Annotated in this window: 25 protein-coding genes; 4 read left to right on the forward strand and 21 right to left on the reverse strand. The window is 31.4% G+C overall.

Annotated features, from left to right (window positions below; genetic code table 11):
- Positions 1–65: 65 nt before the first annotated feature.
- A complete protein-coding gene (locus ABD939_RS07965) occupies positions 66–803 on the reverse strand; it encodes a lysophospholipid acyltransferase family protein (RefSeq protein WP_345166721.1) in 738 nt (245 codons plus the stop codon).
- 105 nt (positions 804–908) lie between these two features.
- On the opposite strand from ABD939_RS07965, the gene trpS reads away from it, so the two are divergent.
- Positions 909–1,877, forward strand: a complete 969-nt coding sequence (trpS, locus tag ABD939_RS07970; protein WP_345166726.1) for a tryptophan--tRNA ligase — start codon at positions 909–911, stop codon at positions 1,875–1,877.
- Here the strand turns inward: trpS and dprA are convergent.
- On the reverse strand, positions 1,874–2,977 hold the full coding sequence (gene dprA, locus ABD939_RS07975; RefSeq protein ID WP_345166729.1) for a DNA-processing protein DprA: 1,104 nt from the start codon (positions 2,975–2,977) through the stop codon (positions 1,874–1,876). The two genes, trpS and dprA, sit on opposite strands and share 4 nt — an antisense overlap.
- A 104-nt stretch (positions 2,978–3,081) precedes the next feature.
- Between dprA and ABD939_RS07980 the strand changes: the two genes are divergently transcribed.
- From ABD939_RS07980 to ABD939_RS07990, 3 genes are all read left to right on the forward strand, one after another.
- Positions 3,082–4,410: an HU domain-containing protein gene (locus tag ABD939_RS07980; RefSeq protein ID WP_345166733.1), complete on the forward strand. Its 1,329-nt coding sequence runs from the start codon at positions 3,082–3,084 to the stop codon at positions 4,408–4,410.
- A 102-nt stretch (positions 4,411–4,512) separates the two neighbouring features.
- The gene (locus ABD939_RS07985; RefSeq protein WP_345166736.1) at positions 4,513–5,022 is read left to right on the forward strand and encodes an acyl-CoA thioesterase; all 510 of its coding nucleotides are present in this window, start codon (positions 4,513–4,515) and stop codon (positions 5,020–5,022) included.
- 48 nt (positions 5,023–5,070) lie between these two features.
- Positions 5,071–5,283 carry a hypothetical protein gene (locus tag ABD939_RS07990; RefSeq protein ID WP_345166739.1) on the forward strand — a complete coding sequence of 71 codons (213 nt, stop codon included), beginning with the start codon at positions 5,071–5,073 and terminating at the stop codon, positions 5,281–5,283.
- Between the two features lie 34 nt (positions 5,284–5,317).
- Here the strand turns inward: ABD939_RS07990 and ABD939_RS07995 are convergent, their stop codons facing one another.
- The 19 genes from ABD939_RS07995 to ABD939_RS08085 all read right to left on the reverse strand — a co-directional run bounded on the left by ABD939_RS07995 (position 5,318) and on the right by ABD939_RS08085 (position 20,422).
- Positions 5,318–6,547 (reverse strand): murein hydrolase activator EnvC family protein, encoded by a 1,230-nt coding sequence (locus ABD939_RS07995; protein ID WP_345166742.1) that lies wholly within the window; start codon positions 6,545–6,547, stop codon positions 5,318–5,320.
- A complete protein-coding gene (gene lolB1, locus ABD939_RS08000; protein ID WP_345166744.1) occupies positions 6,547–7,314 on the reverse strand; it encodes a lipoprotein insertase outer membrane protein LolB1 in 768 nt (255 codons plus the stop codon). Before lolB1 ends, ABD939_RS07995 begins: the two co-directional genes overlap by 1 nt.
- Positions 7,314–8,675, reverse strand: a complete 1,362-nt coding sequence (locus ABD939_RS08005; RefSeq protein ID WP_345166747.1) for a tetratricopeptide repeat protein — start codon at positions 8,673–8,675, stop codon at positions 7,314–7,316. The genes lolB1 and ABD939_RS08005 overlap by 1 nt, the downstream gene beginning before the upstream one ends.
- Before the next feature lie 17 nt (positions 8,676–8,692).
- Positions 8,693–9,712 carry a sugar phosphate nucleotidyltransferase gene (locus ABD939_RS08010; protein WP_345166750.1) on the reverse strand — a complete coding sequence of 340 codons (1,020 nt, stop codon included), beginning with the start codon at positions 9,710–9,712 and terminating at the stop codon, positions 8,693–8,695.
- A gap of 26 nt (positions 9,713–9,738) precedes the next feature.
- Positions 9,739–10,173 carry a dUTP diphosphatase gene (dut, locus tag ABD939_RS08015; RefSeq protein WP_345166753.1) on the reverse strand — a complete coding sequence of 145 codons (435 nt, stop codon included), beginning with the start codon at positions 10,171–10,173 and terminating at the stop codon, positions 9,739–9,741.
- Positions 10,174–10,195: 22 nt separating this feature from the next.
- A complete protein-coding gene (locus ABD939_RS08020; protein WP_345166755.1) occupies positions 10,196–11,626 on the reverse strand; it encodes an oligosaccharide flippase family protein in 1,431 nt (476 codons plus the stop codon).
- A 78-nt stretch (positions 11,627–11,704) separates the two neighbouring features.
- Positions 11,705–12,193 (reverse strand): hypothetical protein, encoded by a 489-nt coding sequence (locus tag ABD939_RS08025; RefSeq protein ID WP_345166757.1) that lies wholly within the window; start codon positions 12,191–12,193, stop codon positions 11,705–11,707.
- A 52-nt stretch (positions 12,194–12,245) separates the two neighbouring features.
- The gene (locus ABD939_RS08030; RefSeq protein WP_345166758.1) at positions 12,246–12,800 is read right to left on the reverse strand and encodes a hypothetical protein; all 555 of its coding nucleotides are present in this window, start codon (positions 12,798–12,800) and stop codon (positions 12,246–12,248) included.
- Entirely contained in the window at positions 12,797–13,291 is a 495-nt protein-coding gene (locus tag ABD939_RS08035; RefSeq protein ID WP_345166760.1) for an RNA polymerase sigma factor, read from the reverse strand. Before ABD939_RS08035 ends, ABD939_RS08030 begins: the two co-directional genes overlap by 4 nt.
- 4 nt (positions 13,292–13,295) lie before the next feature.
- Positions 13,296–14,138 carry an alpha/beta fold hydrolase gene (locus ABD939_RS08040; RefSeq protein ID WP_345166763.1) on the reverse strand — a complete coding sequence of 281 codons (843 nt, stop codon included), beginning with the start codon at positions 14,136–14,138 and terminating at the stop codon, positions 13,296–13,298.
- 152 nt (positions 14,139–14,290) lie between these two features.
- The gene (atpG, locus tag ABD939_RS08045; protein ID WP_345166766.1) at positions 14,291–15,151 is read right to left on the reverse strand and encodes an ATP synthase F1 subunit gamma; all 861 of its coding nucleotides are present in this window, start codon (positions 15,149–15,151) and stop codon (positions 14,291–14,293) included.
- A gap of 65 nt (positions 15,152–15,216) precedes the next feature.
- Positions 15,217–16,797 (reverse strand): F0F1 ATP synthase subunit alpha, encoded by a 1,581-nt coding sequence (gene atpA / locus ABD939_RS08050; RefSeq protein WP_345166769.1) that lies wholly within the window; start codon positions 16,795–16,797, stop codon positions 15,217–15,219.
- Positions 16,798–16,825: 28 nt separating this feature from the next.
- Entirely contained in the window at positions 16,826–17,362 is a 537-nt protein-coding gene (gene atpH / locus ABD939_RS08055; protein WP_345166771.1) for an ATP synthase F1 subunit delta, read from the reverse strand.
- A 5-nt stretch (positions 17,363–17,367) separates the two neighbouring features.
- Positions 17,368–17,868: a F0F1 ATP synthase subunit B gene (locus tag ABD939_RS08060; protein ID WP_345166773.1), complete on the reverse strand. Its 501-nt coding sequence runs from the start codon at positions 17,866–17,868 to the stop codon at positions 17,368–17,370.
- An 88-nt stretch (positions 17,869–17,956) separates the two neighbouring features.
- Positions 17,957–18,148, reverse strand: a complete 192-nt coding sequence (gene atpE / locus ABD939_RS08065) for an ATP synthase F0 subunit C (protein ID WP_033959615.1) — start codon at positions 18,146–18,148, stop codon at positions 17,957–17,959.
- Between the two features lie 40 nt (positions 18,149–18,188).
- Positions 18,189–19,310, reverse strand: coding sequence for a F0F1 ATP synthase subunit A (gene atpB / locus ABD939_RS08070; RefSeq protein ID WP_345166779.1), 1,122 nt, complete (start codon positions 19,308–19,310; stop codon positions 18,189–18,191).
- 103 nt (positions 19,311–19,413) lie between these two features.
- On the reverse strand, positions 19,414–19,812 hold the full coding sequence (locus ABD939_RS08075) for a hypothetical protein (protein ID WP_345166780.1): 399 nt from the start codon (positions 19,810–19,812) through the stop codon (positions 19,414–19,416).
- Positions 19,813–20,043: an AtpZ/AtpI family protein gene (locus ABD939_RS08080; RefSeq protein WP_345166783.1), complete on the reverse strand. Its 231-nt coding sequence runs from the start codon at positions 20,041–20,043 to the stop codon at positions 19,813–19,815.
- Complete coding sequence (locus ABD939_RS08085) at positions 20,003–20,422, reverse strand: bactofilin family protein (RefSeq protein ID WP_345166785.1); 420 nt, start codon at positions 20,420–20,422, stop codon at positions 20,003–20,005. The genes ABD939_RS08080 and ABD939_RS08085 overlap by 41 nt, the downstream gene beginning before the upstream one ends.
- Positions 20,423–20,429: the final 7 nt, after the last annotated feature.

Genomic DNA, 20,429 nt, shown 5'->3' on the forward strand with positions numbered 1-20,429 from the left:
ATTGCTAAAAACTATAAGAATTGTATAACTATCAAAAAAAACTGCTCTTCCCCGAGAGCAGTTTTTTATTTATTAAAAGCTTCTAATTGTTTTTTAATAATATCTCTTGCTTTATGATTCAAATTTCTTGTGTCCTCAATGGTTAAGTCTTTTGTAGATAGAAATTTATGGATTTTAGCTCGCATTTTACCTGGGCTGCCACTAAAAAAAGTATACGAAAAGCGCTTTTTATTATCTGCAAACGTTAAAGGAACGATAGGTATTTGATGGTTTATAGCTAAACGAAAAGCGCCGTCTTTAAATTCATCTAATTCAATATGTTCTTCAGGAACACCGCCTTCAGGAAAAATACAAATACTAACTCCAGTTTTTAATCGTTTTTGAGCTCTTAAAAAAACAGCTTGCCTACTTTTGGCAGAACTTCTGTCTACCAAAATACAAGTACGTTTATAAAAAAAACCAAAAAGTGGAATTTTAGCCAATTCCTTTTTACCAACAAAAACAAAAGGATTTTTAACCGAAACTAACATGAGCATTATATCTGCCATAGAAGTGTGGTTTGCTATAAACATGTAACTTTTATTTTTTTCTGGAGTTTGTTCTCTATCTATTTGATAATTAAACCCCATACCAATTAAAATAACTTTTGCCCAAACCCTAGCTATTTTAAAAAAATACGGATACCATGATTCTTTTAATATTGAAATTAATAGAATAGGAAACAAAATAAGTATAGGTAAACCCACAAGAATGTAAAACCAAACTCGATACAACACCCAAAATATATATTTAAAAGCCCTCATGAAACCCAAAAATACACAATTGTATTGAGCAATTCTATTAAAAAAATTACCTTTGCTTTTTATGTTTAACTGACAAAAAAGATTCCTGTCTACACGGGGAAAATTATGGCAAGAATACTAACCGGCATACAAAGTACGGGAACACCACATTTAGGAAACATATTAGGCGCTATTATGCCAGCTATAAAAATGGCAAATAACCCTAAAAACGATTCCTTTCTGTTTATAGCAAATCTTCATACTCTAACTCAAATAAAAGATGCTGAAGTATTGCGTTCCAACACCTATTCTACCGCAGCCACGTGGTTAGCATTTGGATTGGACATAGAAAAAACTGTTTTTTACAGACAAAGTGATATTCCTCAAGTAACCGAATTATCATGGTATTTAAGCTGCTTTTTTCCTTATCAGCGTCTAACATTAGCGCATAGTTTTAAAGATAAAGCCGATAGGTTAGAAGACGTAAATTCTGGCTTGTTTACTTACCCTATGCTAATGGCTGCAGACATTTTGTTGTACGATTCTGAAATAATCCCAGTTGGAAAAGACCAAGAACAGCATATTGAAATGACTCGCGATGTCGCCTCTCGTTTTCATGCAAAAGTTGGAGAAACCTTTGTTTTGCCAAAAGCTGAAGTGCAAAAAGACACCATGCTTATCCCCGGTACAGATGGTCAAAAAATGAGTAAAAGTAGAAATAATATTATCAATATTTTTTTAGATGACAAAAAACTACGCAAGCAAATAATGGGAATTAAAACTGATAGCACACCGCTTGAAGAACCTAAGGATTGGAGTACTTGTAACTGTTTTGCTATTTTTAATTTGTTAGCTAATGAGTCTCAAATTACAGAAATGAAAGCTAATTACGAAAATGGTGGCTACGGCTACGGACATGCAAAACAAGCCTTGTTTGAGTTAATTGTTGACACATTTTCTAATGAACGCGAACGCTATAATTATTACATGAATAATCTTCCTGAAATTGATAAAGCTTTAACTATTGGAGCTGAAAAAGCTAAATTAGTGGCCAATGAAGTTTTGGAGAGAGTTAGAAATAAGGTTGGGTATTAAACTATCTCAAACAACTTCCCTGGTAAAGGTCTTACAACGCCCTTTAATTCCATGGTTAATAAAATACTCGCAACTTTAAAAATAGGTAAATTGCAATTAATTGCAAGAACGTCTAGTTGTTGTTTTTCATTTTCTTTTAAGTAGTTGTAAATAAGCTTTTCTATAGGGTCTAATTCTACAAATAATTGCTTTTGAACGACAGGCTTTTCACTTTTCTCTAATTCCCAATTTAAAATATACGGCACATCCATTGGAGAGGTAAGCATATGTGCTCTTTGATGCTTTATAAGATTATTACATCCTACGCTTTGAATATCATTAATTCTACCCGGTAAAGCAAACACCTCTCTATCATAAGAATTTGCAATATCAGCAGTAACCAAACTACCACCTTTCTTGGCAGATTCTATAACAATGGTTGCCTCACTTATACCTGCTATAACTCTATTTCGTTTTAAAAAATTTTTCCGGTCTATCTTATCCGTACTCCAAAAATCAGTTAAAAAACCACCATTTTTTTCTACATCAGCCATGTATCTTTTATGTACTTTTGGGTAAATTGTATTTAAACCATGAGCTAAACACCCTATGGTTTGTAGATTATTTTTTATTGCCGCTTTGTGTGCTGTAATATCTGTACCATAAGCAAATCCTGAAACTATTATAGGGTTATATGCCGATAAGGTTTCAACTAGCGATTCGCAAAAAGCAATACCGTTACTAGTAATCTTTCTAGCGCCAACAATACTAATTATAGGCTTGTTTTCTAAATTTATAGTACCCGATTGAAACAATAAAATAGGTCCATCAATACAATGTTTTAATCTTTCAGGATAATTTTCGTCCTTAAAATAACTCACTTTCAAATGATTTTTCTTTATAAAATCAATCTCATTTTCTGCTTCATTTAAAAAATTTTTTTGGTTTAATCCGTTTAACAGAAATGTTCCAATACCATCAATTTTAAGTAGATTTTGCCTTTTTTCTTTAAAAATAGCTTCTGCAGAACCGCAATGAGAAATCAACTTTTTAGCAGTAATATCTCCAATTTTAGGAGCATGATGTAAAGCTAAGGTGTAAAGCAGGTCATTTTCTGTCATCGTATCTATTTCATTTTAAAGCTACAAGAAAAGAATTTTTATACTGTTAATAAATAGTTCTTCTTAAATTTTATCCAGAAGCAGATTTTTTTAACTTTGTTTTCATGCAACTAGAAACCTACATAAGCGACTTATTGTACAGATATGAATGTGTTACCATTCCAGACTTTGGAGCATTTTTAACACAATCTGCATCTGCAAGAATAGAAGAAACATCAAACGCATTTTATCCGCCAAAAAAAGTTTTATCTTTTAATGAGCAAATTCAAAAAAATGATGGTTTATTGGCAAATTATATTGCTGATGTTGAAAAAATTCCTTTCGAAATTGCAACTAAAAAAATTGAAAAGCGTGTTAAAATATTAAAAGCATATTTAACCCAAGGTGAAACCCTAACGTTTAATAACATTGGTGAAATTGCGTTTAATCCTGAAGGTAAAATTATGTTCGAGCCTTCGTATCACTTAAACTATTTAACGGATGCTTTTGGCTTATCACAGTTTGTATCGCCTTCTATAAATAGAGAGGTATACAAAGAAGACGTTGAGAACATAGAAAAGGTAGTTCCAATTACCGTAACTCCTGAAAAACGCAAATCGAGACCTTATTTTAAATATGCGGCAGTAGCATTAATCGCTCTGACGCTTGGAGGCTTAACGGCTTCAAATTATTATGTTGGTCAGATTGAAAAACATAATCAATTAGCGCAAGAAAAAGCCACACAACAACTTGATAATAAAATACAACAAGCCACTTTTAATTTAAACCCTCTGCCAGCAATTACATTAAATGTAACAAAACAATCTGGTAATTATCATATTGTAGCAGGTGCCTTTAGAATTGAAGAAAACTGTGATAAAAAAATAAAAGAATTAAAAGCTAATGGTTTTAATGCTCGAAAACTTGGGATTAATAAATATGGGTTACACGAAGTTGTTTATGGTAGTTATGAAACTGGAAAAGAAGCTTTAGAAGCTGTACGTGAAATTCGAAAAACACACAATAAAGATGCTTGGCTAAAAGTTGATTCAAAAAGTAACAATTTAAAGTCATCACCTGAAACACCTTACGTTGCTAACACAACTGACTCACAAATCATAACACCGGAAGTTAAGCAACCTATAGATGCTACTACATCTGAAGAATACTCTAAAGGTCCAAATATTATTAAAATCATAAAAGATATTAAAGGTGTTGAAAGCGGTTTTTATCTAATTTTTGATGTTTGTAAAGACACCCAAAAAAGAGATGATTTCCTAACAAAATTAAGAGCTACAGAAAATCAAGACATAGATTTTTTCTTTGATTCTGAAAGCAGTAACTATTTTATTTACAACCAAAAGTATGATACTTTGGAAGCTGCCACCAAGGCTTTAAAGTCGAATGAAACTAGCCCGTTATACAATAATATGTTCTTGGTTAAAGTAAATTAAGTACGCTTAATACAATCAATATTAAATTATCAATTTAATGTATTCTTTTCCCTTTATTGATTTCTAAAAGTAATAACTTTGCATCATTGTTAAAACCTTAAAATGAAAGCAAAGACTCCTGAACAATCTAAAACTACGATGACAGATATGGTTTTGCCTAGTGAAACCAATCCACTAAACAATTTATTTGGTGGAGAGCTATTAGCGCGAATGGATCGTGCTGCAAGTATATCTGCAAGACGGCATAGCAGACGTATTGTTGTAACTGCTTCAGTTAACCATGTGGCTTTTAATCGTGCCGTCCCGCTTGGAAGTGTTGTAACTGTTGAAGCTAAAGTGTCTCGCGCCTTTAATACTTCCATGGAAATTTATATTGACGTTTGGATGGAAGACAGAGAGTCTGGAGCAAGAACAAAAGCAAATGAAGCCATATATACGTTTGTAGCTGTAGATGAAACTGGAAGGCCAGTAAAAGTTCCTGAAGTTATTGCTGAAACCGAACTTGAAAAAGAACGTTTTGACGCTGCTTTACGTAGAAAACAATTAAGTCTTTTATTAGCTGGCAAAATAAAACCGGACGATGCTTCAGAGTTAAAAGCCTTATTTGATTAAACCTTTTTTCGCTACAAAAGTCTTATAGTAAACCCAAATTGAAACACTATGAGAACTTTTGTTATTTTAATTTCAGCTTTTTGTATGATTAGTTTATCTTCCTGTGCCACAAGGGTAGTTACAAGATCAACTAATGCAACTCTTATAAAAACAGCTCCAAGACATTATAAAATTGTAACTGTAAAAGGTAAACGCTATTATTTCTGGAACGGAAACCATTACAGAAAAACTCGTAAAGGTTTCGTTATTACAAGAGTATAAGTTTTCAAATATGTGACATTAAAACGAACTGATGTCACATTTTATATATCCAGTTAGCAGGGTTTTGAGTTGCGTTTTCCTTAAATATGCTGAAACTTAAAATTGTTTCACCATTAGTAGCGTTTGTAAACACTTCGCCAAGGTCTTGTTTGGTGGTAACTTTATCTCCTTTTTTTACGTAAACTTTACTGAGGTTTTTATAGGCAGTAAAATAGTTTCCATGTTGCACCATAACTACTGTATTTGCATTCTTTATAGCTATTACGGCTGTTACTTCTCCGTTGAAAACGGCTTTAACTTTAGCACCTTTTTCTGTAGCAATACGGACACCATTGTTCCTGATTATTAAACTTTTATTTATAGGGTGTGGTTGTTTACCATAGCGCAATGTAACTCGACCTTTTTCAACAGGCCAGTCTAATTTACCTTTATTGGATTCAAAATTCTTTGCCAACGATCTACCTGCTGGAGTTAAGGCAAATGTTTTTGAACTTGAAGAATTACCTGCTTTCTTGTTTGAAGCAGCTATAGCAGACTTAATAATTTTATCTATTTCTCTATCAATTCTATCAGCCTCGCGTTGCTTTTTTCTAATTTGAGCTGTGTATTTACTCAAATTACTCTTAATAGATTTCATCAAAGTTTCATGCTCTCTGCGTTCTGATTCTAATGATTTTTGAACCACTCTATTTTCAGTTACAAGCTTATTCTTATCTTCTTTTTGCTTCGCTAAATTGATATTGATTTCTTGTAATTCAAGCGTCTTTGCCTTTATAGTTTCTCCTTGTTTTTTCTGATGATCGGAATATTGTTTTATATATTGAAGTCTCTTATAAGCTTGCTTAAAATCGTTTGAAGACAGTAAAAACATAATTCTACTTTGCTCATTTTTACTCTTATAAGACTTAACAACCATTGCTGCATAATCTTCCTTAAGTTGTTTTAGTTCTTCTCTTAAACTGGTTATATTCCTTTGATTATTACTTATCTCTCGACTTAAAAAATTTGCTTGCTGATTTGTTACTTTTATCAAATTACGCAATACATTAATCTTATAATTAAAATCTTCAATTAAAGATAATTGAGAACGTTCTTTAGATTTATTTTCAGCTCGTAGTTCATTAATTTTTTGAATTTCTCTACGCAATTCTTGTCTACGAGTTTCTAATTCTTTTTGTTTATTGTTTTGAGAAAAACCATTTAGGCTACATAACAAAAAGCTAAGCAGAAAAAGTATTTTATATGAAAATTTAACTGAAGGCATTAAAGTTCAATTTTATCAAAACCAGAGGGTATTTTAAACGGAAATCTTAGGTCTTCATTAAGAGAAACATTTTTAAATTCAAGATCTATAGCAACCTCGTCATTTGCTTCTACAGCTATTACCCTTATTTTTTCTGGAATGGTTTGCTTCTCTACTTTTTGATGTGTTAAATAATCTATTTGTAAATGTTTAAACTCTTTAGGTTGTGATATTTGTTGAGATTTTACTTTAAAATAAGACGGGTCTAAAAGAAAGAAAATCTCAAATAATTCTCTTTGCTTTTTTGGTTGAAGCACATAAGTACTGTCAAGAACAGAGGCTTTGTAAGGTTCTTTATTTAAATTATAAATGGCCTCACCTAATAATAAATTTTGAACTTTTTCAAAATCTAACTCAGTTCCTAATAAGTTACTTAAGTATGAAAAATCACCCTCAAAATAGGTATTATCTAATTTATTATAGAAACTTACTTTTTCAGGAGTAACTAATGCTCTTATCACCGAAAATGTTGCACTTATCCATAGCTTTTCATCTTTTTTAGCTCTAAAACTTACTGAATGTGTTTGCGAATTTCCTTTTTGATTATATGTTATTTTAAGCTTTGACTGTAACGTTTTAAAATCTGGCGCTTGTTTAATATTTTCTTTTATAAGTTGCCTAGTAGATAAACTATAATTTGCTTGACCGCCGCTAACAGTTTTTGATGATTTACAATTAAAAATAGTAAGCATTAATAAACCTAATATAATATGTGTATATCTTATCATTAATTTGGGGGTTGTATTTGTTTTGCTTTATCACTAAACGCTTTTGCTTTAGCTGTATTGTTTAACAGTGTGTAAGCTTTACTTAATTGTTTGTAAAAATCGGCTTCCATTTCAGTGTCGTCAATAATATAGTCCACTCCTATTTCTAACGATTCAATCGCGTCATCTGGCTTGTTCAATTGATTTAGTGCGACTCCATTAATTAAATAAAGTATGGGTTGCGACGGATATTTTTCTAATGCTTCCATACTTTTTTGTGAAGCCTCTTCATACTGTTGCAAATCTATTTCAAGCAAAAGAATGTTTCGTAAAACACCAAAGTTATTTGAATCTTGTTTTAAGGCATCTTGAAAATACTTCAAAGCTTTTGGCTTATCATTTTTTGATAAGTAGTATTCTCCTAATTCGCTTAACGATTTTTCATTGTTGCTGCCACTAACCATGTTTGTAGCTTCAACCAAATCTGATTCATACTCTGGATTATTCTTTACAAAATTTACAAAATCTGATAATACTTTAAGTTTTGCTTCAGGTTTTATTTTAGTGCTCTTAACCACTATTTTCATAGATTCGATAGCTTTTTCAGCTTCATTATCATCTAAATAGAACTTATAAAGAGCTAAATGAACAACTTGAGAATTTGGGTTTATCTTTAATAGCTCTTTTGCAGTTTCAAAGGCTTTATCTTTTTCATTGTTTTCACTATAACGGAAAATTAATGCTAAATAATTTGACTCTTTATTAGGGTTATTTTCAACGCGCTTTTCTAGGTTTTCTATTTGATCTTCTTTTCTGCCTGAAGCTTCATAAATACGATTTCTTAAAATATCTCTAGAAATTGAAATACCAAGTTCGTTATCCAATGCGTCTAAAATTTCTAAAGCATCATCATATTTTTTAGTTTTTAAATACAGTGATGCTAAATCCTCCTTATAATCTGGGTGATATTTAACAAGTTGCTTTACCGTTTTTATAGCTTTATCGTAATCATTTTGCGAGGCATAGAATCCGTAAAGTTCGTCCAAAAACCACTCGTTATTGGGCTCTAAACTTACTGCCTTTTTTAAAGCATCCTCAGCAGCTCCAAAATTTTTGAGCTTACTGTAATTTTTTCCTAACTCGAAATATAAAACAGGTACTTCTTTATCTAAAGCTATGCATTTTAAAAGGGCTTCTACAGAGCGATCGTAGTTTTCTATACCTTTTTGTTTTAAAGCTTCATAAAACAGTTCTTGAAATTCATCTTCAAAATTTCCAAGATCGTCATCTGGTTTTTTATTAAAATCTACTTGAGCATAATTTACCTGAGGGAATAATAATACTCCCAAAAGAAAAAACACTATGTAGATTTTATTTTTCATGAAACAATTTTCAAGCTTTATTCCAAAACAGAATAATCGCCTATACTTATACTACTAAAATTTCCATCATATTTTACATGATTTCCAATCATAGCGTTATCTAAATTAGCATTTTTAATGCTTGTATTAGTCTGAATTAAGCTATTTTTAACGGTTGAGTTTTCAATAATCGTATCGTTCCCTATGGAAACAAAAGGACCAATTGTTGCGTTTTTGAGTACAACATTTTCTCCAATAAAGCAAGGTTCGATAATATTTGAATTTTCCAATTTAGCAGATGACGCTACTAATTGTTCTTCTCCATCTGCTTTTATAAAACCTAACATGCGTTGATTGGTTTCTATGGTTATGGCTTTATTGCCACAATCCATCCATTCGTCAACAGTTCCCGTTTTAAAAACTTTACCTTCTGCCATCATCCGTTTAATACCATCATTAATTTGGTATTCACCTCCATTCATAATATTTTCATCAAGAATTTCTTGTAGTTTTTCTTTTAAAACAGCTACATTCTTAAAGTAGTAAATTCCTATTACAGCTTGGTCACTTACAAATGTTTCTGGCTTTTCTACTAGCTCTACTATTTCATGGTTTGTATTTAACTTTACTACGCCGTAAGCTTCAGGATTGTCAACTCGTTTTGTCCAAATTACACTATCTGCAGCTGGATCTAAATCAAATTCTGCTCTAATCAAAGTGTCTGCATAAGCAATTACTGCCGGTCCAGATAAAGATGGTTTTGCACACATAATAGCATGCCCAGTTCCTAATGGTTTGTCTTGTCTATAAATAGATGCTTTTGCTCCTAAGTCTTGTGCTAGTTTTTCTAAACTATTAATAACATCGTCTCCAAACCAGGCCGGATCTCCTAAAACAAAGGCTATCTCTTCAATAGGTTGCTTTAACACTTTAGCAATATCTTTTACCAAACGATGCACAATAGGTTCGCCTGCAACTGGAATTAATGGCTTTGGAACTGTTAAACTATGTGGGCGTAATCGAGAACCTCGACCAGCCATAGGCACTATTATTTTCATTCTGTAATGTTAATTCGTTTATATATTTATTTAGTACCCGTACTTCCAAAACCACCTTCTCCTCTATCTGTTTCAGAAAGTTCTTCAACTTGAGCCCATTCAGCACGTTCGTGTTTTGCAATTACTAATTGTGCAATACGCTCACCATTATTTATAGTAAATTCTTCGTTTGAAAGGTTTACTAAAATAACACCTATTTCGCCTCTGTAATCAGCATCAATAGTCCCTGGAGCATTAAGAACTGTAATCCCTTTTTTGGCCGCAAGACCACTTCTTGGGCGCACTTGCGCTTCAATTCCCACAGGAAGCTCAATAAATAATCCTGTGCCAACTACGGTACGCTCTAAAGGTTTTAACATTCTAGATTCTGTTAAACTTGCTCGCAAATCCATACCTGCGGAAGCAGCAGTTTCATAATGCGGTAAATCATGTCTCGATTTGTTTATTATTTTAATTTGCATGTTTTATTTCTAATTTGAAATTCTACTTCTTTTTTAAAATTAGCCTTAATTCCTTTCGCTCTAAAAAAGTAATTATAGCAATAAAGAGCAACAAAAATAATGTTCCTAATAACATATTTCTATCTAAATGGTAATAAGTTATGAAACTAAATGCCGTACTTATTAAAAGATAAATTGTTATTCGACTTACATCATAAGGTACAGGATAATACTTTCTTCCTAATCCATAAGAAATTAACATCATGAATCCATAAGCCAATAATGTTGCATAAGCGCAAGCCATAAAGCCAAGTTTTGGAATGAATAGAACATTAAATCCAATGGTAATTGCCGCTCCAATCATAGAAATATACATTCCAAAACGTGTGCGATCTGTAAGTTTATACCAAATAGAAAGGTTGTGGTAAATACCCAAACAAAGATTTGCTAATAGTACAATTGGTACAATATCTAATGCTAATAAATAACTTTCCTTTTTGATGAAAATAGGCCTAAGTAAATCGATGTAAATAACAACAATCATTAAACCTAAAGTCCCAACAATTGTAAAATATTTTAAAATAGTCGCATAGGTTTGGGTTGCATTTTCTTTATCTGAATGATTGAAGAAAAACGGTTCTGCTCCCATCCGGAAGGCTTGAATAAACAACGTCATAAAAACTGCTAATTTATAACAGGCACTGTATGCTCCATTTATAAATTCTCCCTCTATTTGCGGTAACAACCATTTATCTAGGTTTTCATTAATTACAAAAGCTAAACCTGCAATCATAATTGGCCAACCGTAGTTTAAAAGTTGTTTTAGAACTTGAGATTCAAAGTTTAACTTCGATTTAAAGAAATATGGTAACACTAAAATTAAAACAACTGCACTGGCTAAAAGATTTGCAATAAAGATGTATTCTACGTTATTTTCAACATTAAATAAAGACCTTAATGCTGCTGAACCGTAAACCGTAGACAGTAATAGTATATTTAAAAGCACTATAATGAGTACATTAATTAATTTAATTAATGCAAATTTTATTGGTCTGCCCGTTACTCTTAAATAAGCAAACGGAATAACAATTAAAGTGTCTATAAGTGTTATTCCAACTAATAAAGAATAAAAATCTGTATTAATTCGTAAAGCCACTGAAATTGGATCTCTAAATAAAAATAATAACATTCCAAAAAGAAAAGTGCTTACTACTATAGCTATAATTGCAGTAGATAAAACACTGTCTTTATCTTTACTTTTGCTAAAAAACCTAAAGAATGATGTTTCCATACCATAGGTTAAAATAACATTGAAAAAGGCAGCAACTACGTAAAATTCAGTGTTTTCTGAATAACCTTCATTAGGAAGTACATCGGTATGTAATCGAACTAAAAGAAAATTAATAAGTCTAGGCAATACAATGGCTAAACCATAGATAAAAGTGTCTTTAAAAAAAGTTTTTAGTACGCCCAAAAGTTGTGAATTGTTCTGCTAAAAATACGTTTTTAGCTAACGTAAACCAAAGATAAGTTATTACTAATTCCAAGACATTTATTGATGGTTCACAGATTTTTTCTTTACTATATTTTTAATTTTAAAATATTTCACTTTTTCTTTATAAGAATAACTAATTATGCATTCATTCTCTTCAAGGTTAAATGATGATTGTCTGGAAAATTCAGGGAATTTATTCCCATATTCTGCATAGGGTTCGTTACTCATTATAATATCCTTTTTTTGATTACTAAATGATTTAAAACGCCCAACAAAAAGGTTGTTACTTTTTTGTTCTAGCTTAACTTGTTTATTCTTAAAATAAATACTGTCTAAAACTATATTATTTGAATTTGATAATATGGGAATAAAAATATTGAAGCCAGAATCACCCCTATTTTCCTCAGAAACCCAGTCTTGATAATAAATCTCTCCAATATTTATTGGTGTTCTTTTTTCTGTTTTTTGCGTGCTAGCACAACTTGAAAAACTTACTACTATAGAAAATATTACTATTATTTCTAAACCTCTTCTTAATGCTTTCATTTTAACTTATTTGAGTTTATAGTATATTCCCAAATTTAATGCCAAATAAAGCTTACTTGTTAAGTTCCTTTAATGCATGTAACTCTTTTAAGATTTGTTTTCTGATAAAAAAGATAAAAAACAATAAGACAGCTATTCCTGATACCTGGATGTAAGTATAAAATCCTTTTGATAACGCATCCTCAAAAAAGGGCATTAATATAATAAAGCCAACAATATAAAATATCACAATAATTGGTGTGAAAATATAATGTGTTCTAACACGCTTTTTATAATAATTGGCTAAACTTTTTTTGAATTCTGAAGACACAATAGTTACTTTTATTTGCTTTAACCTCTTAACACTTATATATTCAATAACCATTCTCGCCAATAAAGATCCAACCATTAAAAATAGAGCTGAGGTTACCAAAATGTTATTATATGCAGAAATATAGAAAAAGAAAACTATTAATATTAAAGCTGTAAAACCTAATATAATATTGGTGATTTGTTGTTTGTTTTTTATGGAATTTACCTTTTTTATAATTGATTTAGCTCCTTCTTTTGGTGTTTCTAATTCTGGCTGGTTATCCCATTGCGATTTTAATTCTTCAAATGTTTTCATTTTGTAACGCATTTTGTTAATTCATTTTTAATTCTGTGAATTCTTACTCGTATTACTTCATGTGTAAACCCCATAACTTCAGCAATTTCTTTTTGGGGCAACCCCTCTAATTCTAATAGTATAATACTTTTATTGTCTTTGTTTAACTTGTTTATACAGCAATATAATTGACTTATTTGTAGTTCATTATTTTCTTGCTCTTCCTCTAAATCAATCTTATTTTCTAGGTTAATTAATTCGTTTGTCATATAACCCATTTTTCCTTTTTTGAAGCTAGATAGACACGTATTAACCGTTATTCTATAAATCCATGTAGACAAACTTGACTCTTTCCTGAAAGTGTGTAAATTTTCCCAAACTTTAATAAAAACATCCTGTGCTAACTCTTTGGCAAGCATTGAGTCTCCATTAACATACCCTAAACAAAGGCGAATTACTTTTGGGTAATTTGTTTTATATATTTCATCAAACTTAGATTCTAAATTCTTCATTTGTTTAATCTAATTCGGCTTTAATTGTATTTAAAAACCATTCTGGTTGATCATACATAATAAAATGTGCAGAATCATCAGCGTATTTTATAATATAATCCTTGAGATTCTTATACTGTTTTTCAAAATTCACCTTTACGTTCTCTTTCCCGTATGGTTGGGTTGCAGCTAATATAGAAACAGAAGTTGTTATTCTTGAAATGTCTTCTCTTAAATCTAGCTTAAGCAAATCTGTATAACCGTGTACATAGGTTTCTCTATCGGCTTCGATTATCCATTTTTTAATTGTTGCTTGTTTCTTTTTATTTAAAGACATTCCTGATGCAAACTGATTAGCCATTTTTTCGAAATCTTTAGCATTCATTTGTAATATCTGATTGCTGTAAGGATTATCATAAGATATATTGTCGCTATTAAAATTAGGCATCATTAAAGCTCCTATTGAAGGTAAAGCATCTACAACAATAATTTTTTTAAGCTTACTTTTATCTTCACTTGCAAGCCATAATGCTAATGTCCCCCCTAAACTATGTCCAATTATTGTAACATTTTTTAGGTTTTTTGAAGAAATATAAGCTTCTATCCTTTCTTTAATTTTAGGTAACCAAGGTTTTCCTATTGGTGCAACTTTTCCAAAACCAGCAAAAGTAAAAACATGACATTCATTTGTTTTTGATAATTCGTTTACAACGTCTTTCCAGACTTCTCCTGTACAGGTAAAACCAGGAAATAATAATACTGGTTCACCATTTCCAATAATCTCTACTTGAAATGCGTTCTCTTGAGCCACAAGTGGATATGCAGAAAGGATTAATACTATTAGTGCTAACTTTTTAATTAATTTCATAACACTTAATTTATTTGATTCATCCTTTAGATATAAAATCAATAAAATGTTACATGACATTTAAAAAAATAAAAAAGCCTCACTTTCCAGTGAGGCTAAATATTATTATAATAAGCTCTTTTTATCCAGAGCTTTTTAAACTATACTTATTGTTAATTGTTTAATGCTTCAGCTCCACCAACTATCTCAAGGATTTCGTTAGTAATAGCTGCCTGACGTGCTTTGTTATAAGTTAATTTAAGTTGGTCTCTTAATTCAGTAGCATTATCAGTTGCTTTATGCATTGCTGTCATACGAGCTCCGTGCTCTGAAGCAAAAGAATCTCTAATACCTTTGTATAATTGTGTTTTTAAAGACTTTGGTATTAATTGCTCAACAATCTCAACTTTAGATGGTTCAAAAATGTAATCGGTATTAATATTAGCTTCTCCCTCAACTGGAACAATTGGTAAAAACTGTTCTGTAGTTACTATTTGAGTAGCTGCATTTTTAAACCTATTATAAATAATCTCAATTTTATCAAACTCGCCATCAACAAACTTATCCATTAACATTTGAGCAATTACTGCAACATTATCGAATGTTAACTCATCAAAAACAGCACTTTCGTTAGCAATAACTTTATTGGTTTTCTTAAAAGCATCGTTAGCTTTTTTACCAATTGCTAAGTAAGAAACGTTTTGATTTGCGTAAGTCTCGGCAGTTAACCTAGTTACTTCTTTGATAATGTTAGAATTAAAAGCACCTGCCAAACCTCTGTTTGATGTAATGGCTACAATTAATACATTTTTAACTTCGCGTTGTGTTGAATATTTACTTCCAGAATCTGCATCTAATGTGGCACTTAAACTTTGTAAAAGCTCAGTTAACTTATCTGCATAAGGGCGCATTGCCGTAATAGCATCTTGTGCTTTCTTTAACTTTGCAGCAGATACCATTTTCATGGCACTGGTAATCTGCATCGTTGAAGATACTGATGATATTCTGTTACGTATTTCTTTTAAGTTTGCCATTCTTTATTTTTATAAAGACTCTTCGACTAAGCTAAGAGTGACATTAATTTTAAATTTTGACCTTTCTAAGCTCTATATTTTCCTGATAAATCTTTAGCTACAGCTGTTAGTGTATCTGTAACCTCATCAGTTAATTTACCTGCTTTTAATGTATTTAATACATCAACATGTTTTGCTTTTAAGAATTCTAAATAATCTCTTTCAAATTCTTTTACTTTCTCAACAGGAACATCTCTTAATAAGTTTTTAGAACCTGCGTAGATAATAGCAACTTGATCTTCAACAGTAAATGGATCGTTTTGAGCTTGTTTTAAAATCTCAACATTACGCTTACCTTTTTCAATTACGTTTAAAGTAGATGCATCTAAATCAGATCCAAACTTAGCAAATGCTTCTAATTCACGAAATTGTGCTTGGTCTAATTTTAATGTACCTGCAACTTTTTTCATAGATTTAATCTGAGCGTTACCACCAACACGAGACACCGAGATACCTACGTTAATTGCTGGACGAACACCAGAGTTAAATAAATCTCCATCTAAGAAAATTTGTCCGTCAGTAATAGAAATTACGTTTGTTGGAATATATGCAGAAACATCACCTGCTTGAGTTTCAATAATTGGTAAAGCTGTTAAAGAACCTCCACCTTTCACTAATGGTTTTAATGAATCTGGTAAATCGTTCATATCCTTAGCAATATCATCATCATTGATAACTTTTGCAGAACGCTCTAATAAACGAGAGTGTAAGTAGAAAACGTCACCAGGATACGCTTCACGTCCTGGAGGACGACGTAATAACAAAGATACCTCACGGTAAGCTACCGCTTGTTTAGATAAATCATCATAAATGATTAAAGCTGGACGACCAGTATCTCTAAAATACTCACCAATTGCAGCACCCGCCATTGGCGCGTATACTTGCATTGGAGCAGGATCGGATGCATTTGCAGCTACTATTGTTGTGTAGGCTAATGCTCCTTTTTCTTCTAATACTTTAGCAATGTTTGCTACGGTAGATGCTTTTTGACCTACAGCAACATATATACAATATACAGGCTCACCTGCATCGTAAAATTCCTTTTGATTTAAGATGGTATCAATACAAACTGTTGTTTTACCAGTTTGACGGTCACCAATAACCAACTCACGTTGACCACGACCTACAGGAATCATCGCATCGATAGATTTAATACCTGTTTGTAACGGCTCAGTTACTGGCTCACGGAAGATAACTCCTGGCGCTTTACGCTCAAGTGGCATTTCGTAAGTTTTACCAGAAATAGCACCTTTTCCATCTATTGGATTTCCTAAAGTATCTACAACACGTCCAACAATACCTTCTCCAACATTAATGGAAGCAATACGTCCTGTACGTTTTACTGTAGATCCTTCACTAACTCCTACTGATGCCCCTAACAATACGATACCAACATTGTCTTCTTCAAGGTTAAGTACAATACCTTCTAAACCGCCATCGAATTCTACTAACTCACCATATTGTGCATTAGCTAATCCGTAAGCACGTACAATACCATCACCTACTGTTAATACTGTTCCAACCTCATCTAATGAAGCGCTAGCCTCAAAACCTGATAATTGTTTTTTTAAGATTGCTGATATTTCAGCTGGTTTTACTTCTGCCATCTTATTATTTATTTAGATATAAAATATCTTAGTTTAATGTAAATTCTCTTTTTAATTTGCTTAATTGATTTGCAATACTCGCATTGTATTGAACATCGCCAATACGTAAAATAAAGCCTCCAATAATACTTTCGTCAATAATATTTTCAACTTCAATATCGTTACCTGTAAGCTCTTTTGCTTTTGCTAAAACTTGCTTTTTTAAATCGGCACTTAGTGCTACTGCAGTTGTAACTGTAGCTAATTGAATACCTTTAGATTCGTCATACAATTGATTGTACTTAGAAGCAACATGAACTAAAATATCAAGTCTATTATTACTAATTAAGGTATCGACTAAATTTAAAGTTGCCTTATTAGCCTTCTTAAAAACCTCTAATATTATAGATTTCTTTACTGTTGAAGTTATTACAGGGCTTTGAAGCACATCTCTTAATTCTTCATTTTCAGCAATGGTACTTGCAATAAGCTTCATGTCTTCATTTATTGCACTTGCTTCTTTATCGTTTGAAGCTAAGCTTAAAACTGCTTTAGCATATCGTATTGCTGCTCTTGCTCCTGCCATGTTTATTAGTTTAATTTAGCTTCACCTAACATAGACTCTACCAACTTAACTTGTTTGTCTTTATTAGCTAATTCTCCTCTAACTACTTTTTCTGCTATATCAATTGATAAACCTGCTACTTGACTTTTAAGGTCTGCCATAGCTGCTTTCTTTTCACTTTCAATAGCATCCTGAGCTTGCTTAATCATTTTATTAGCTTGCTCTTGAGCTTCTCCTTTTGCATCTTCTATCATTTTGTTTTTGATATCACGTGCTTCCTTCAACATCGTTTCGCGTTCTGCTCTAGCCTCTTTTAATAGCTTTTGATTATCTGCTTGAAGGTTTTGCATTTCTAACTTTGCTTTTTCAGCAGATTCTAATGCATTTTTAATACCTTCTTCTCTATCGTTTACTGAATTTAGAATTGGCTTCCAAGCAAATTTTCTTAATAAGAATAGTAATGCTAAAAATAATACTGTTTGCCAAAAAAATAATCCAATCGAAAACTCTTCTAATAATTTTTCCATAATGTATTTACTCTATTATGTTTTTTAATTTTTAAATCAAAGTAATCTTGTAACCAACCGTTACAAGATTACTTCTAAAGTGTTTGGTTTAAACTGCAAATAATGCAGCAAACCCAATACCTTCAATTAATGCAGCTGCGATAAGCATAGCAGTTTGAATCTTTCCGTATGATTCTGGTTGACGAGCGATAGCTTCCATAGCTGAACCACCAATTTTACCAATACCAATACCTACTCCAATTACTACTAAACCTGCACCTACCATTACTGGAATTTCCATAATAAATATATTTAAAAATTAAACATTCAAATTAAATGCACTAGTGTGCTTGAGCTTCTTCATGATGGTCATGCTCTTCTGCGGCAAAACCAAAATAAAGTGCTGATAACATTGTAAAAATATATGCTTGTAACAATGCTACTAAAAGCTCAATTAAAGAAATTGCAAAGGCAAGACCAAATGATAACGGACTTCCTAACCAACTCTTAAATAAAAACATTAAACCAATTAAACTCATTAATACAATATGCCCTGCTTTAATATTTGCATACAAACGAATTAATAATGAAAAAGGCTTAATAAAAATACCTAACACCTCAATTGGTATTAGTATAATGTATAATGGAATTTTAGCTATCCAAGGCATTGAGTCTCCTAATGGATCGAATATATGCTTCCAATAATCTTTTGTTCCTGTGAAATTTGTTATTAAAAATGTAATTAATGCTAAAGCAACCGTTACAGATATACTATTGGTTACATTTACACCTAATGGCGTTAATCCTAACATGTTAATAAACCATACAAAAAAGAATACCGTTAATAAATATGGCATGTATTTTTTGTATTTCTTTTCACCAATATTAGGAATTGCAATATCATCTCTAATATACATAACAATAGGCTCGAAGAATCTTCCAACCCCTTTTGCAATTCCGTTATTATTTGCATAAGATTTAGCTAATCCTCTGAATAAGAAAAACATTAAAACACTAACTAAGAAAATTACAAAAACATTTTTAGTAATTGAAAAATCTAAAGGCTTTGCATTAGTTGCATGATGATGCTCATCTTCTATTATTTCACCATTAGGACCATCTACCTTGTATATTTTTGCGTGATGTTGTTTATAATAATTACCATCAACCTCTGCAACAGTTTCTCCATGATGAAATTTTGATGATGAAAACACCTTTAATCCATTATCCCATAAAATAACAGGTAAAGGAAAACCAACATATACATGCTCGCCGTTTTCTTTTGTATAAGAAGTTAAACTAAAGTCGTAAGAATCTTGTAAGTGATGTTGAATGTATTCTTTTATCTCTGTTTTTTTGTCCTTTCCAGAGTCACCATGTTGGTCGCTATCTTTTGCGTAAGAAAAGAACGTTATAAAAAGTAAGAGTAATGTAATCGGCTTAAAAGCTATTTTTCTATGCATATCACTTAAATAATAGTGGCTTAAAAATCGGTGCAAAGGTATGTTTTTATCTCAAAAACAAAAACTATTTTGCCTTTTATTTTATGATATGTTTTACAACTAATTAGGGGTTAGTTTCATCTATACTATTTAACCATTTGCTAAGGCTTATTGTTTCTAATATTAAGCCTGTTACATAAGGTACAAAAAAAGCAGCAAACTCAAGTTTAGAAATAGCACCATCTAATTTGTAAAAAGGATAAAAAACAATAAAAAATACTGCAAATTTTAATGCACTTCCAAATAAAAACAAAAACCCTAATTGGCTTTTGTATTTATTCTTTAAATAGTATAGTACGCCAAAAATAGCAATGACTAAGATTAAATTAATAATGTAAGAAAGTATAATTCTATTTTCAAAAAGAGGTAACTCTAAACTATTGAGAATGAAAAGATGAATGCTAAAAACAATTGTTAATAATACAATAGATTTTAATGAAAAACTTAAAAAAGGATTACTCATTTAATATTTAATTCGATTGAGTTGCTTTACAACAGTATATATTGAAAGGCCAACGCCAAGTAATGTCATAATTACAATGAAGCCTTTGTCTCCATCATTATATTTGCCATCTAACCATTTTCCTAGAATAACAAATAGATAAATAATAACACCCATTTGAATTGCTATTCCAGATAAAACAGCAACGTTTTTAAGCGGTCCTTTCGGTTTCTTTTGTTTGTTGTTGTCCACCTTTGTTCATTTCTTTTACTGTCCCTTTCATAACACAAGTTACATTAAAAGTAGCACCAGGTTCTACAGCTAATTTACCAACAACAACTTCACCTTCAATATGAGCTGAAGATTTTAAAGTAAGTGTGCCAGAAAGCGCTAGTTTACCTGAAAACTTGCCTTCAAAATAAGCATCTGTTCCTTGTAAAGTTCCTTTAATAAATCCTTGTTTGCCAACAACCACTTTTCCTGCGGTTTTAATGTTTCCTTCAACCACACCATCAATTCTAAAATCGCCTTCACTGTTAAAATCGCCAACGATTTTTGTGCCTTGAGATATGATATTTTGACTAGATGTTCCTTCTACCATGTTTTTTTCTTTTTTATTATCAGAGAACATAATATTG

This window comes from Algibacter aquimarinus (assembly GCF_039543265.1).
Classification (GTDB): domain Bacteria; phylum Bacteroidota; class Bacteroidia; order Flavobacteriales; family Flavobacteriaceae; genus Algibacter_B; species Algibacter_B aquimarinus.

Bases quoted from the DNA above. Each gene is read 5' to 3' on its own strand.
- lolB1 (WP_345166744.1), bottom strand. From the start codon at position 7,314: ATGATAAGATATACACATATTATATTAGGTTTATTAATGCTTACTATT.
- ABD939_RS08025 (WP_345166757.1), bottom strand. From the start codon at position 12,193: ATGAAAGCATTAAGAAGAGGTTTAGAAATAATAGTAATATTTTCTATA.
- ABD939_RS07985 (WP_345166736.1), top strand. From the start codon at position 4,513: ATGAAAGCAAAGACTCCTGAACAATCTAAAACTACGATGACAGATATG.
- atpB (WP_345166779.1), bottom strand. From the start codon at position 19,310: ATGCATAGAAAAATAGCTTTTAAGCCGATTACATTACTCTTACTTTTT.
- ABD939_RS08005 (WP_345166747.1), bottom strand. From the start codon at position 8,675: ATGAAAAATAAAATCTACATAGTGTTTTTTCTTTTGGGAGTATTATTA.
- dut (WP_345166753.1), bottom strand. From the start codon at position 10,173: ATGCAAATTAAAATAATAAACAAATCGAGACATGATTTACCGCATTAT.
- dprA (WP_345166729.1), bottom strand. From the start codon at position 2,977: ATGACAGAAAATGACCTGCTTTACACCTTAGCTTTACATCATGCTCCT.
- ABD939_RS08085 (WP_345166785.1), bottom strand. From the start codon at position 20,422: ATGTTCTCTGATAATAAAAAAGAAAAAAACATGGTAGAAGGAACATCT.
- ABD939_RS07980 (WP_345166733.1), top strand. From the start codon at position 3,082: ATGCAACTAGAAACCTACATAAGCGACTTATTGTACAGATATGAATGT.
- ABD939_RS08030 (WP_345166758.1), bottom strand. From the start codon at position 12,800: ATGAAAACATTTGAAGAATTAAAATCGCAATGGGATAACCAGCCAGAA.
- ABD939_RS08010 (WP_345166750.1), bottom strand. From the start codon at position 9,712: ATGAAAATAATAGTGCCTATGGCTGGTCGAGGTTCTCGATTACGCCCA.
- trpS (WP_345166726.1), top strand. From the start codon at position 909: ATGGCAAGAATACTAACCGGCATACAAAGTACGGGAACACCACATTTA.
- ABD939_RS08075 (WP_345166780.1), bottom strand. From the start codon at position 19,812: ATGAGTAATCCTTTTTTAAGTTTTTCATTAAAATCTATTGTATTATTA.
- ABD939_RS07990 (WP_345166739.1), top strand. From the start codon at position 5,071: ATGAGAACTTTTGTTATTTTAATTTCAGCTTTTTGTATGATTAGTTTA.
- atpE (WP_033959615.1), bottom strand. From the start codon at position 18,148: ATGGAAATTCCAGTAATGGTAGGTGCAGGTTTAGTAGTAATTGGAGTA.
- ABD939_RS07995 (WP_345166742.1), bottom strand. From the start codon at position 6,547: ATGCCTTCAGTTAAATTTTCATATAAAATACTTTTTCTGCTTAGCTTT.
- atpA (WP_345166769.1), bottom strand. From the start codon at position 16,797: ATGGCAGAAGTAAAACCAGCTGAAATATCAGCAATCTTAAAAAAACAA.
- atpG (WP_345166766.1), bottom strand. From the start codon at position 15,151: ATGGCAAACTTAAAAGAAATACGTAACAGAATATCATCAGTATCTTCA.
- ABD939_RS08040 (WP_345166763.1), bottom strand. From the start codon at position 14,138: ATGAAATTAATTAAAAAGTTAGCACTAATAGTATTAATCCTTTCTGCA.
- ABD939_RS07965 (WP_345166721.1), bottom strand. From the start codon at position 803: ATGAGGGCTTTTAAATATATATTTTGGGTGTTGTATCGAGTTTGGTTT.
- ABD939_RS08060 (WP_345166773.1), bottom strand. From the start codon at position 17,868: ATGGAAAAATTATTAGAAGAGTTTTCGATTGGATTATTTTTTTGGCAA.
- atpH (WP_345166771.1), bottom strand. From the start codon at position 17,362: ATGGCAGGAGCAAGAGCAGCAATACGATATGCTAAAGCAGTTTTAAGC.
- ABD939_RS08035 (WP_345166760.1), bottom strand. From the start codon at position 13,291: ATGAAGAATTTAGAATCTAAGTTTGATGAAATATATAAAACAAATTAC.